At 70.0% G+C, this 12561-nt stretch carries 12 protein-coding genes and 1 tRNA gene; 9 read left to right on the top strand and 4 right to left on the bottom strand.

Going from position 1 to position 12561, the window contains the following annotated elements; translation table 11 throughout:
- Nucleotides 1–42 precede the first annotated feature (42 nt).
- From AC2D8W_RS01785 to AC2D8W_RS01775, 3 genes are all read left to right on the top strand, one after another.
- A tRNA-Ser gene (locus AC2D8W_RS01785) sits at nt 43–132 on the top strand.
- Nucleotides 133–267: 135 nt separating this feature from the next.
- On the top strand, nt 268–1128 hold the full coding sequence (locus tag AC2D8W_RS01780) for an MBL fold metallo-hydrolase (protein WP_484670076.1): 861 nt from the start codon (nt 268–270) through the stop codon (nt 1126–1128).
- Nucleotides 1129–1137: 9 nt separating this feature from the next.
- On the top strand, nt 1138–1713 hold the full coding sequence (locus tag AC2D8W_RS01775) for a histidine phosphatase family protein (RefSeq protein WP_484670075.1): 576 nt from the start codon (nt 1138–1140) through the stop codon (nt 1711–1713).
- A 6-nt stretch (nt 1714–1719) separates the two neighbouring features.
- Here AC2D8W_RS01775 and AC2D8W_RS01770 read toward each other — a convergent pair whose 3' ends face one another.
- Together AC2D8W_RS01770 and AC2D8W_RS01765 are read right to left on the bottom strand one after the other, a co-directional pair.
- Nucleotides 1720–3339 carry a B12-binding domain-containing radical SAM protein gene (locus AC2D8W_RS01770; protein WP_484670074.1) on the bottom strand — a complete coding sequence of 540 codons (1620 nt, stop codon included), beginning with the start codon at nt 3337–3339 and terminating at the stop codon, nt 1720–1722.
- Nucleotides 3340–3397: 58 nt separating this feature from the next.
- Nucleotides 3398–3604: a hypothetical protein gene (locus AC2D8W_RS01765; protein ID WP_484670073.1), complete on the bottom strand. Its 207-nt coding sequence runs from the start codon at nt 3602–3604 to the stop codon at nt 3398–3400.
- A 221-nt stretch (nt 3605–3825) separates the two neighbouring features.
- On the opposite strand from AC2D8W_RS01765, the gene AC2D8W_RS01760 reads away from it, so the two are divergent.
- The 5 genes from AC2D8W_RS01760 to AC2D8W_RS01740 all read left to right on the top strand — a co-directional run bounded on the left by AC2D8W_RS01760 (nt 3826) and on the right by AC2D8W_RS01740 (nt 9755).
- Nucleotides 3826–5979 (top strand): caspase family protein, encoded by a 2154-nt coding sequence (locus tag AC2D8W_RS01760; RefSeq protein WP_484670072.1) that lies wholly within the window; start codon nt 3826–3828, stop codon nt 5977–5979.
- Between the two features lie 10 nt (nt 5980–5989).
- Nucleotides 5990–7222 (top strand): autotransporter outer membrane beta-barrel domain-containing protein, encoded by a 1233-nt coding sequence (locus AC2D8W_RS01755; protein WP_484670071.1) that lies wholly within the window; start codon nt 5990–5992, stop codon nt 7220–7222.
- Nucleotides 7223–7296: 74 nt separating this feature from the next.
- Nucleotides 7297–8784 carry a flavin-containing monooxygenase gene (locus AC2D8W_RS01750; RefSeq protein WP_484670070.1) on the top strand — a complete coding sequence of 496 codons (1488 nt, stop codon included), beginning with the start codon at nt 7297–7299 and terminating at the stop codon, nt 8782–8784.
- Nucleotides 8785–8844: 60 nt separating this feature from the next.
- Nucleotides 8845–9291 (top strand): hypothetical protein, encoded by a 447-nt coding sequence (locus AC2D8W_RS01745; RefSeq protein ID WP_293483228.1) that lies wholly within the window; start codon nt 8845–8847, stop codon nt 9289–9291.
- Nucleotides 9288–9755: a hypothetical protein gene (locus tag AC2D8W_RS01740; protein WP_484670069.1), complete on the top strand. Its 468-nt coding sequence runs from the start codon at nt 9288–9290 to the stop codon at nt 9753–9755. Before AC2D8W_RS01745 ends, AC2D8W_RS01740 begins: the two co-directional genes overlap by 4 nt.
- 247 nt (nt 9756–10002) lie before the next feature.
- On the opposite strand, the gene AC2D8W_RS01735 is transcribed toward AC2D8W_RS01740, so the two are convergent.
- Complete coding sequence (locus AC2D8W_RS01735) at nt 10003–10230, bottom strand: hypothetical protein (protein ID WP_293483232.1); 228 nt, start codon at nt 10228–10230, stop codon at nt 10003–10005.
- A 92-nt stretch (nt 10231–10322) separates the two neighbouring features.
- Between AC2D8W_RS01735 and AC2D8W_RS01730 the strand changes: the two genes are divergently transcribed.
- Entirely contained in the window at nt 10323–10937 is a 615-nt protein-coding gene (locus tag AC2D8W_RS01730; protein WP_293483233.1) for a glutathione S-transferase family protein, read from the top strand.
- 39 nt (nt 10938–10976) lie between these two features.
- On the opposite strand, the gene AC2D8W_RS01725 is transcribed toward AC2D8W_RS01730, so the two are convergent.
- Nucleotides 10977–12536, bottom strand: coding sequence for a long-chain-fatty-acid--CoA ligase (locus tag AC2D8W_RS01725; RefSeq protein WP_484670068.1), 1560 nt, complete (start codon nt 12534–12536; stop codon nt 10977–10979).
- Nucleotides 12537–12561: the final 25 nt, after the last annotated feature.

Raw genomic sequence — 12561 nt, 5'->3', positions numbered from 1 at the left:
TAAGAACCGCCCTCCCGCGGGCGCGAAAGTGGCCTGCGCGCTGGTGACGTGGCCGAGTGGCTGAAGGCAACGGTTTGCTAAATCGTCATACGTGAAAGCGTATCGAGGGTTCGAATCCCTCCGTCACCGCCATTTCTTCCCAGCCAATTGAACGACTTGGCGGAGCAGGGCGTGCCAACAGCGGCCCGACCTGGCGTTCGCGGGCTCGTCGCTTGCCTACCCCCGCGTCGGGCTGACAGGCTGCCTGCATAGACGAGGGGAGACGCCATGCTGAGCTGGCAGGTGGGGGCGGTGAAGATCACGCGGGTGGTCGAGGTGCAGATGCCGATCGCATACAGCCCGGACACCGTCTTCCTGAAGGAAGCGACGCCGGCCGAGCTGCGCAAGCTGCCCTGGCTCTATCCGCACTTCGTGAGCGAGAACGACGAGCTGCTGCTCTCGATCCACGCCCTGCTCGTGGAGGCGCCGAACCTGCGCCTGGTGGTCGACACCTGCATCGGCAACGACAAGCCGCGCGCCGGCATGACCGGGCCTGGGGGCCTGCAGACGAAGTTCCTGGAGGCGATGGCCGAGGCGGGCTGGAGCCCCGACAGCGTCGACGCCGTCGTCTGCACCCACATGCACGTGGACCACGTCGGCTGGAACACCATGCGCGTCGACGGCGCCTGGGTCCCGACCTTCCCCAAGGCGCGCTACCTGCTCGGGCGGGCCGAGTTCGACCACTGGACCGCGGAGGGCGACGCCGAGCAGCAGCAGATCATGGCGGACTCGGTCCAGCCCGTGCTCGACGCCGGCCTCGTGGATTTCGTCCCCCTCGACCATGTGATCTCGCCGGAGATCCGGCTGACGCCCAGCGTCGGCCATACCCCCGGCCACGTGTCCGTGGTGATCGAGTCGCAGGGCGAGCGGGCGGTGATCACCGGCGACATGACCCATCACCCCTGCCAGTTCGCGCATCCGCACTGGTGCCCCTCGTTCGACGTCGACCCCGCCGCGGCGACCGCGACCCGCCGGCGGCTGTTCGCCGAATGGGCCGACGACCCGACGCTGGTCATCGGCACGCACTACGCCGGCCCCACCGCCGGCCGGGTGCGTCGCGACGGCGCGGCTTTCCGCTTCGAAGCCTAGGCGCCCCGAATGGAACTGATCCTCATCCGCCACGGGTTGCCCGAGCGCCGCGACGACACCTCGGACCCGCCCCTCAGCGCGGAAGGCCATCGCCAGGCCCGGCGCGTGGCGGACTGGCTGCGGCACGAGCCCATCCACGCCGTCTATTCCTCGACGATGCTGCGGGCCCGCCAGACGGCGGAGCCGTTCGCCGGGCACCTGGGCCACGAGATCGACTGCCACGACGGCATCTGCGAGTTCGACCGCCACACCGGCGCCTACGTGCCCATGGAAGTGCTCAAGCGCGAGAACTACGAGGCCTGGCTCCGCATGGCGACGGGTGAGCACTCGGTCGACATCGTGGCGTTCCAGCGGCCCGTCGTCGAGACGCTGGAGTCGATCATCGAGGCCAACCAGGGCCGCCGCGTGGCCGTCTTCTGCCATGGCGGGGTGATCAACGTCTGGACGGCGCACGTGCTGGGGATGGCCCCGCGGCTCTTCTTCGAGCCCGACTACACCTCCATCCACCGCTTCATGTGCGCCCGCACCGGCCAGCGCAACGTGCTCAGCCTCAACGAGCGGGCCCACCTGCGCGAGCCGGGCTAGGCGCGCTCACGCCGCCGCCTCCAGCGCCTCCAGAAGGACCGCCTGGTTGCGGGCCACGAAGGCGTCGCGCTCGCGGATCACCGCCGCCAGGGTCGCGTCGCACAGGTCGCGAAGCGCCGCCGGATCGGGCGCCCGGCCCACGCCATGCTCGTGCAGGTCGGCCAGCGCCTCGACGATCTGGAAGAGCTCGGCGTTGCTGCGCGCCGTCAGCGCCTTGAGCGTGGCCTCGTAGGCGTCGGTGTCGGGCAGGGCGGGGAACAGCCGCCGAACCACCGCCACCTCCAGATGCGCCCACGAGAGCTGCATGGTCAGCGCCCGCGGCCCGTGCACCCAGCCGGTCACCTCCACGATGCGCGCCAGGTCGGCGTAGAAGGCGTCCAGGCGGGGATCCAGGAAGTCGTAGTCGGGGGTGCAGACGTCGCCCTTCAGCCGGCCCGCCGCTTCCAGCGTCGCCTTGATGGGCGTGCCGTCGTAGGGAAGCATCTTGCAGAAGGTGGCCGGCGAGCAGCCGTCGCCCACGATCTCGCGCAGGAAGGCCAGGTTCGCCCGCACCGAGCGGAAGGTGCTGGACGGATCCAGCAGCATGAAACCGTACTCGAAGCGGATCCCCAGGTCCTTCAGCATCCGGACCGCCGCGAGGTTCTGCTCGACGGTGATCTCCTTGTTGAGCGTCACCAGGCCGTCCTCGTCCCCGGACTCCAGGCCCATGTAGACCAGGTACAGACCCGCATCGCGCATCCGCGACAGCAGGTGGGCGTCCACCGCGTCGGCGCGGCAGTTGAGCTTGAAGATCACCTTCCGCGAGAGGCCGCTCTCGACCAGCCTGTCGACCAGGTCGTGCGCCCAGGCCCGCCACTTGGGCCCGAACATCGGGAAGTCGTCGTCCTGGAACAGGAAGACCGTGACCCCGCGGGTCTCGTACAGCTCGGCCATCTCGCGGACGACCTCGCGGGTCTTGCGCAGCCGCACCACCTTGCCCGGCGCGGTCCGGTAGAAGGTGTGGATCGAGCAGAACGAACAGGTGCGCGCGCAGCCCCGGCTGGCCAGGATCGGCATGCCTTGCCGTCCCAGGATCTCGGTCGGTGCGAAGTCGCGGTCGGGAAAGGGCAGGGCGTCGAGGTCGTGGACCAGATGGCGGGGCGGGTTGGCCTGCACGCCGTCCGACGTCCGGTAGACCAGGCCGTCCAGGGCGCGCCAGTCGCCGCCGTCACGTAGGGTCTCCACCAGCGCCAGCAGGGTCTCCTCGCCCTCGAAGCGGACGACGCTGTCGAGGTCGGGGGCAGCCTTCAGCGTCTGCTCGGGGCTGAGGCTGGGATAGTGCCCGCCCATGGTGAAGTGGGCGTCCACGCCCGCGCGCCGCAGGCTGAACATCAGGTCGTCGTAGCGGCGGATGTAGTACTGGAAGATCAGCGAGAACCCGACCAGCAGCGGCCTGGCGTCGGCGACGGCGCGCACGATCGCCTCGGGGGGCTGTTCGATGTCGATGACCCGGACATCCCAGCCTGCGCGGCGCAGCACCGCCGACAGGTAGCCCAGGCCGAGGTTGCCCATCTTCTGGAAGCCGATCAGCGCAACGACGCCGCGCGCATCGGCGACCGGCGCGGAAGCGCGGTCGATCGCAGGCATTGCGGAACTCCTGGCTTGAGGCGGGGGCGGCGGCCGGAACCGCCGCCAGGTCGACGGGTCAGCGCGCGACGCCGATCGCCTTCTGCACCGCGTCGACAGCCTTCAGCTGCGCCCGGAGCATGTCCTCGTGCAGCTGGACCTGGACCTTCGCGATCTCGAGGATCTGCCGCTTGTCGAGGATGTCGATCAGATAGGGCCAGGGCACCGGGTCGGCGTGCGGCCAGGGCCGGAATTCCAGGCGCGAGAGGCGTTCGGCGTCAGCCATGGATCAGTTCCTTCTCTGCGAGGCCCCCGACCACCCCTAGGTTGTCAACAGCTCTACCTTAAATCGTACTTTTACCTCCTCTGCGAGCCCAACGATCAATGTTCACGGATCGTTGATCTGAGACGTCCGCGGGCTCGGGGGTTCCGTTTGCGGGGCACAAGCGGGCGTCCCTCGGCATCCGACTTACGTAGCTCACACAACCCTGTTATCGATCCGGGGGCATGCGAAGGGTGCGGCGCGTGGGCGGGACGGCGCGGATCCTGGGACGGAAGAGGCTGGCGTGGGCCCTGGCGCTTGCGTTCGCCGGCGCCGGCGAGGCCGCCGCGGCGACGCGGCCTGCCGAGAGTCTCCTGATCGTCGACTGCCTGCTCCCGGGAAAGGTCCAGAGGCTCGGGACCCAGGCCACCTATGTGACGCAGCGCCGCGCGGTGAAGACCACGGCCGGGGACTGCGCCGTCCGGGGCGGGGAGTACACGGCGTTCGATCGCGCCACTGCGGCGGCGTCGATGAACGTCTGGCTGCCCGCAGCCCGAGCCGGTGATCCCGAGGCGCAAACCAACGTCGGCGAGATTTTGGAGAAGGGCGTCGGCGGGCAGGAGCAGCCCGATCTGGCGCGCCAATGGTACGAGCTCGCCGCGGAGCAGGGCTACGCTCGCGCTCAGATCAACCTTGGGTCCCTCTACGAACGGGGCGTGGGCGTTCCGCGCGACGTGGCGAAGGCGCTGGAATGGTATCGCCGCGCGTCCGGCCTCGATGCGGCGAGCCTTTCGTTCGCGCCGGGCGAGGAGCTGGAAGGGCTGCGACGCGAGCGGGATGCGCTCGCCGGCCTTCTGGAGGCGGAGCGGGCCGAACGCGGGCGCCTCCAGCAGGATCTCGATGCGGTGCGCCAGCGCCTGGAGCGCGATCGGTCGGCGTTGGGGGAAACCGAGCGCAGGCTGGCTGACGCCCAGCGCGAGCTTGCCGCGCGGACGGCGGCGGTCGAGGTCGAGACGCAGCGGGCCGGCACGGCGATGACGGCGCAGCAGAGCGCCAGCGCCGAACTCGCCGCCATGCGACGCGAGATGGAGGCTCAGAGGCAGGTCGTCGAGGCCCGAAACGCAGAGCTGGCCCGGGCCCGGGCATCGGTCGCCGAGCTGGAGGCGCGATCGCGGACCCTTCAGACAGACCTGGCGGCGGCAGAGGCCCGCCGCGCCGCTGACGTCGCAGGCGCGCTGTCGCAGGCCGAGGCGGCGCGACGCCAACTGGGCGAACTCGGCGCGCGCCTGAAGGCGGCCGAAGGCGAGCTGGGCCGCAGCCTGGAGGCGATGTCCGCGCAGCGGGCCGAGGTGGAGCGGCTACGGGCAGCGCTGGACGACAGCCGCGGGCGGGCCCAGTCCGGTGACGGACGGCGGGCCGAACTCGAGGCGCAACTCACGGCCCGTGAGGCGGAGCTCGCCAAGGCGCGTGAGCGCCTGGGGACCCTCAACGGTGAAGTGGCCCGGCTCGAGAAGGAGGCCTCGGCGCTGCGTGAGTCGGCCCGACGGGCGGAAGCGGCGCGGGAGGAAGCGGCGAGGCTGGCGGCCGCGACCGAGCAGAAGCCTGTCGCCGTGCGGACCGCCCAGCCGGGCGTGATCAGGCCGCCGCCGGACTTCAGCTTCGGCCGCTACCACGCCCTGATCATCGGCAACAACAGCTACCGTCACCTCGAGCGCTTGGAGACCGCCGTCAACGACGCCCGCGCCGTCGACGACGTGCTGCGCCGCCGCTACGGCTTCAAGACCACGCTGCTGCTGAACGCCGACCGGTACCAGCTGCTCTCCGCGCTCAACAAGCTGCGCGAGGAGCTTACCGCGCAGGACAACCTCCTCATCTACTACGCCGGGCACGGCGAACTCGACCGGGTGAACAACCGCGGCTACTGGCTGCCCGTCGACGCGGAACTCAATTCCACGGCCAACTGGATCTCGTCCATCCAGATCACCGATGTCCTCAACGCCATGACGGCCAAGCAGGTGCTGCTGGTGGCCGACAGTTGCTACTCGGGCGTGCTCACCCGCGCCTCCATGGCCCGGATGGAGGCGGGCCTGACCGAGGAGGAGCGCATGCGCTGGCTCAAGGCCATGGCCACGAAACGGGCGCGCGTGGTCCTGACCTCGGGCGGTGTGCAGCCGGTGCTGGACGGCGGCGGGGGCGAGCACTCGGTCTTCGCCGCGGCGTTCCTGGCGGCGCTGGAGGCCAACCAGGGCGTGATGGAGAGCCAGCGCCTGGCCCAGAGGGTCGTGCAGCAGGTGACCACCTCGGCCGCCGGGGCCAGCATCGACCAGATCCCGGTCTACGCGCCGATCCGCTTTGCCGGACATGAAGCCGGGGACTTCTTTTTCGTGACGAAGAACTGAGGAGGGGAGCATGGTCATGCGGATGATGCGTCGGGCGGCCACGGCCCTCGTGGCGCTGGGGGGCCTTGGCGGCGGCGCCGCCCACGCCCAATCGGCGGGGAACGCGGCCTATCAGACCTATTTCCTGCAGGCCTGCACGGGCGCCACCGGCGCGCTTGCGAGCCTCTGCGCCGCCTCGCGCGGCGGGCAGCTTTCCGGGGACAGCGAGTCCTCCTTGAACCCGAACCAGACGTCGGTGCTGGCCTCGACATCGCTGGCGCGCGCGCAGGCGCTGGCCGAAGCGACCGAGCGACGGCTGGAGGGCGTCCGCGCCGGCGACAGCGACGCGAAGGCCGAAGGCGGCTTCGGCTTCTTCGGCAGCGTGCAGGGCGAATGGTTCGACCAGGATCGCGGGCCGTTCGACAACGAGCGCGGGTTCGATGCGGACGCCTGGCGCATCACCGCCGGCGTCGACTGGCGGCTCTCGCCCAACACGATCGTCGGCCTTTCGGCGACCTACAGCGACTACGGCTCCGACTTCGACGCGAACCGGCCGGGCAATGCGTTCACGCCCCAGGCCGACGCCGGCGGCATCGACACCGAGCAGGTGACGATTCTGGCGTTCGGCTCGACCTCGCTGTCGGATGCGGTCTGGCTGGACGCCTCGGCCGGCGTCGGGTTCGCGGACCACCGGATCCGGCGCAACGCGACGTTCCAGGAAAGCAACCGCCTGATCCCGCAGACCAACGTCCGAGCCGTGGGGTCGCCGGATGGGCGCGAGTACCACGCGGCGGTCGGCCTCGGGTATGACGGCCAGATGGGCCCGCTCAGCCTCGGGCCGTACGCGCGGCTGCGCTACATCCGCACGAAGATCGACGCCTACACCGAGCGCGACGGCGGCGTCGGCCTGGCGCTGAACGTTTCCCGGGCACGGTCGACGTCGTTCACGTCGATCCTCGGCGCGCGGGCCTCCTATGCGATCGGCGCAAGCTGGGGCGTCGTCGTCCCCCAGGCGCGCGTCGAGTTCGAGCACGAGTTCGACGACGACGCCCGCACTGCGACGACCCGCCTGGCGCTCGATCCGGCCAGGACGCCGTTCCGCCTGAGCAACGACGCCCCGGATCGCAATGCGTTCAACCTGGGCGCCAGCCTCCTCTTCGTCCTGCCGAACGGCTTCGCGCCGTACGTCGACTACGAAGGACAGGTGGGCTACCGCGACGCGTCGCGGCACCGCGTGAGCGCCGGGTTCCGGTCGCGGTTCTGACCGCGGACCAGGCACGCTGACAACTTAGCGGTGTTCAGTTATACCCGTGTCCCGATCGGTGGCGGCAGGCGGACATGGTTGAACACTTCGACGTTGTGATCGTGGGCGCAGGGCTGTCCGGCGTGGGCGCCGGCTATCACCTGCAGACGGCGTGCCCCGACCGCAGCTACGTGATCCTGGAAGGCCGCGAGGCGATCGGCGGCACCTGGGACATCTTCCGCTACCCGGGCATCCGGTCGGATTCCGACATGTATACCCTGGGCTATGCCTTCAAGCCGTGGACCGAGGCGAAGGCGATCGCGGACGGTCCGTCGATCCTGAGGTATGTCCGCCAGACCGCCGCCGAGAACGGCATCGACCGCAAGATCCGCTTCGGCCATCAGGTGAGGCGCGCCGCGTGGTCAACCGAGGACGCCTGCTGGACGGTGGAGGCCGAGGTCGCGGGGGCCGTGAAGCGGTTCACCTGCGGCTTCCTGTTCCTTTGCGGCGGCTACTACTCCTACGAGGGCGGCTACACGCCCGAGTGGCCCGGCGCGGACCGGTACAAGGGAACCTTCGTCCATCCGCAGAAGTGGCCCGAGGGCCTCGACTACGCCGGCAAGCGCGTAGTGGTGATCGGCTCCGGCGCCACGGCCGTGACGCTCGTCCCCGAGATGGCGCGCACGGCGGGCCACGTGACCATGCTGCAGCGCTCGCCCACCTATGTGGTGAGCCGCCCGGCCGAGGATGCGATGGCGAACTGGCTGCGCAGGCGGCTGCCCGGCAAGCTCGCCTACGACATCGTGCGCTGGCGCAACGTCCTCTTCGGCATGTGGTTCTTCAACCTGGCGCGCCGGAAGCCCGCGCAGGTGAAGGCCAACATCATCAAGATGGTGCGCGAACAGCTCGGGCCGGACTACGACGTCGACCGCCATTTCACGCCCACCTACAACCCCTGGGACCAGCGCCTCTGCTTGGTTCCGGACGCCGACATGTTCCGCGAGATCAGGGCCGGCCGCGCCTCGGTCGTGACCGATCACATCGAGACCTTCACCGAGACCGGCATCCGCCTGAAGTCCGGCCAGGAGCTTGAGGCCGACATCGTGGTCACGGCGACCGGCCTCGTGCTGGAGGTCTGGAACGGCGTCGAGATCAGTGTCGACGGCCGCCAGGTCGATCCGTCCCAGACGCTGGCCTACAAGGGCATGATGTACGAGGGCGTCCCGAACCTCGCCTCGGCGTTCGGCTACACCAACGCCTCGTGGACGCTGAAGTGCGACCTGACGTGCGAGTACGTCTGCCGCCTGCTCAACCAAATGAAGGCGACGGGCCTGCGTCAGGCGACGCCGGTGAACGATGATCTGAGCGTGACCTTCGAGCCCTGGCTCGACTTCTCGTCCGGCTACGTCCAGCGCGCCATGGCGAAGTTCCCCAAGCAGGGGAATAAGGTCCCGTGGAAGCTGAACCAGAACTACGCCCTGGACCTGATGAGCCTGCGCTACGCCAAGCTCGAGGACGGCGTCCTGCGCTTCTCCAACCGGGCGCGCCCGGCACAGGCCTCGACGGAGAAACTCGCCGCCTGAGGGCTTGACCTACGCCTGTAAATTTGCTCCGTCGTACAACTGTAGTTCGGAGCTCCGCCGATGCTCGCTGGAAAGCAGACGTGGGTCGGCCCCACGATCCTCGCCGCGATCGCGGTCCTGGTCGTCGGAGGGCTGGGCGCGCGCTACCTGCGGATCCATCAGATGCGGGTCGACGACGCGAAGGCCTGGGCCATCGAGGGCCCGCCGTGCCCGCAGATCACCGAGGCCGAACTGCTGGCGGCGCCCCGCGGCCTGCGCCGCTCGGACTACGGCGAGGTCTCGTTCGAGCGCAGCAAGGGCGAGATGGAGTGCGCCACCATCTTCGTCGACGGCGGCCGCGGCGACGCGAGCTATCCGGTCTGCCAGTTCGACCGGCCGAGCGACCTGCGCGTCCGCACCGCCCGCGGCGAGTGGCGCTTCCGGCCCGGGCCCGGGCGCCCGGCGACGGTGTCCACCCGGGACGGCGTCGCACGGTGCGTGCTGGCCACCGCGAGGGCGCCCGCATGACGCGCCGCCGCCGGCTGACGGCCGGCCAGAGGGCCGCGGTCTGGGTCGCGGCGGCCGTCTTCCTGGGCTTCGCCGCCTGGCTCTATGGCGGCAGCTACTTGCGGCAGCGTGACTTTGCGCTCGACCGCGCCCGGCAGGCGGCGGTCGCCGGTCCGCCGTGTCCCGAGATCACAGCCGCCCAGTTCGAAGCCCGGCGGCTCAGGGCGTTCAAGGCCACGCTCTACGAAGGCGTCGTGTTCGGCCGCCAGTTCGGCCACATGGACTGCTCGACCCTGCGCTACGGTGGCGGCTGGAGCCCGGCGACCTACCCGGTCTGCCAGTTCACGGGACCGGCCCTCCTGCAGGTGAAGACCGCCAAGGGCGAGTGGTTCTACGCCCCGGGCGCCGGCCAGCCCGCCACGGTCAGGACGCCGCAGGGAAGGGCGGAGTGCGTCCTGGCCTCGAACTTCACGCTGCAGCCCTAGGTTCCGGACTCAAGGCCCGATCATCCCGGCGAAGGCCGGGATCCAGATGGCGTGGCTAAGAGGCGGGTTCCGCGGGTTCGGAGCCCCTCCCACCAAGTCCCGCGCATGGATCTGGGTCCCGGCATTCGCCGGGACGGCCGGGAGGTGTTGAAAGCGCCGATATCGAATGGCGCCTGAGCCCTGGAGTGCGTTCGGCAAAGCGGCAGCCGCCTTCGCTCCGGGAACGCGCTCGAGTTTAAAGGCGGCCCTAGACGGCGTGGCAGTCGGCCGGAGGTCGGTCGGAAGGGATCGGCGCCTCGGCGCCGCCTGCGCCGCCGAACGGGCGCCGGCTGGTGACGAAGTGGCCGTCCTCCGGTGGGGGATAGCGGCGGGAGCGCGCCTTGGGCCGCGAGAGCTGTCCCTTGAGGCGCGACAGGAAATGATCGAGGCTCTCGTCCGAGCCCGTCAGATCCTTGCGGAAACTGCGCTCTTGCATGACGCGGCGTTATACGCCCAACGGGCGAGTGATTCCACCCCTGGGGCGAGCCGGCCCCGGGTCGGACAACGAGAAGAGGGAAGGGACTAGCGTTGAAGCTCTATACGTCGATCGGACCCAATCCGCGGGTCGTGAAGATGTTCATGGCGGAGAAGGGGATCGATCTTCCCCGCATCGAGGTGGACCTCCGCGGGGGCGAGAACCGCCAGGACGCCTACCTGAAGGTCAATCCGGCGGGCCAGACCCCGGCCCTGGAGATGGACGGCGGCGGGCTCCTCAGCGAGATCACCGCCATCTGCGAGTACCTTGAGGAGAAGCACCCCAGCCCGCCGCTGATCGGCACGACGCCCGAGGAGCGCGCCGAGACCCGCATGTGGACCCGCCGCGTCGACCTGAACATCTGCGAGCCCATGACGAACGGCTTCCGCTACGGCGAAGGCCTTGCGATGTTCCAGTCGCGCATCCGCTGCCTGCCCGAGGCGTCGCCGGGCCTGAAGGCGGTGGCCCAGGACGGCCTGCGTTGGCTGGAGGCCAACATGAAGGGCCCGTGGATCGCCGGCGACCGCTTCACCCTGGCCGACATCCAGCTGTTCGCCTTCATGGACTTCGGGGCCATGGTGGGCCAGCCCGTGGACACGAACAACAAGCGCGTCGCCGACTGGTTCGAGCGCGTGAAGGCCCGTCCCAGCGCCGCCGCCAGCGCCTGACAGCCGTGTCCGGGCCGGCCCGTCCGGCCCGGACGCCGCTCAGCCGACCTTCCGGTCCCGCCCTTCCCAGTACGGCTTGCGCAGTTCGCGGCGCAGCACCTTGCCCGAGGGGTTGCGCGGCAGGACGTCGATGAAGTCCACGCTCTTGGGCGCCTTGTAGCCGGCGATCCGCTGGCGGGCCCAGGCGATGACGTCGTCGGGCGTCGGATCGGCGCCGGGCGCCTTCACGACGATGGCCTTCACCGCCTCGCCCCACTTGTCGTCGGGCACGCCGATGACCGCGGCGTCGGCCACGCCCGGGCAGCCCAGGATCGCGTTCTCCACCTCGGCCGGATAGACGTTCTCGCCGCCCGACACGATCATGTCCTTCACCCGGTCGTGGACGAAGAAGAAGCCGTGCTCGTCCATGTAGCCGGCGTCGCCGGTGCGCAGCCAGCCGTCCGGCCGGATGGTCTCGGCGGTCGCCTCGGGCCGGTTCCAGTAGCCGGCCATGACGATCGGGCCGCGGATCTCGATCTCGCCGATCTCGCCCGCGGGCAGCGTGGCGCCGTCCTCGTCGGCGATCCGGGTCTCCAGCGTCGGCCAGGGCCGGCCGCACGAGCGCAGAAGTTCGCCCCGGTGCTCACCGGGCGCCAGCGTGGTTCCGGCGCCCGTGGTCTCGGTCATGCCGTAGAACTGGATGAACCCGCATCCGAACACCTGGGTGGCCTTGGCCAGCACCGCTTCCGAAATCGGCGAAGCCCCGTAGCTCACGGTCTTCAGGCTGGAGAAGTCGGCCTGGTCCACGCCGGGGGTCTGCAGCAGGGCGTTGATCATCACCGGGGCCAGGAAGACGTGGTTGACGCGCTCGACGCCGAACGCCTCCAGCACCTTCGGGGGGACGAAGTCGGCCTGCAGCACGATGCGCGCGCCCGAGGCCAGCCCGGCGAAGCTGATGTTCGTGCCGGCCACATGGAACATCGGCATCAGAATCAGCACGGTGTCGTCGGCTTCGTACGAGAACCCCTCGATCGCGTGGCGCAGGTTGAGGAAGGCGCTGTAGTTGGCGTTGGTCAGGCGCACGCCCTTCGGCAGGCCCGTCGTGCCGGACGTGTAGAGCTGCAGGACGTCGTCCTCCGCCGCCGGCTCGGACAGGGCGGGGGTCGGAGCGGAGTCGCGGGCCGACGCGTAGTCCATGAAGGCGGGACCGCCGCCGCCCACGCCCACCACGAGCACCTCGCGGTCCACCTGGTTCAGCACGGCTTCCGCGGCCGCGTAGAACTCGGGGCTCACGAAGAACACGTCGGCGCCGGAGTCCTGCAGGATGAAGGCGATCTCGGGCACGGCGAGGCGCGAGTTGATCGGGGCGAAGCAGGCGCGCGCCTTGGCCACGCCGAAGAAGATCTCGTACCAGGCCTCCGACGCCCGGCCGAGCCAGGCCACGCGGTCGCCGGCCTTCACGCCCAGCTTCTGCAGCAGCCCCGCCACCTGGTCGGAGCGCCGGTCGAGCTCGGCGTAGGTCAGGTCGCGGCCCTCGAAGTGCACGGCCACGCGGTCTGCGCGCTCACGCCCGTGGACGCGCGCGATGTCGATCAGCAGCTGGATGGGATCGTCGGTCATTCTGGCCCTTGGGTTTCCTCGCGGG

The sequence above is a fragment of the Phenylobacterium sp. T106 genome, assembly GCF_057219735.1.
Note: the sequence above shows the minus strand (reverse complement) of the source record. Positions and strands in the feature narration are given on the sequence as shown.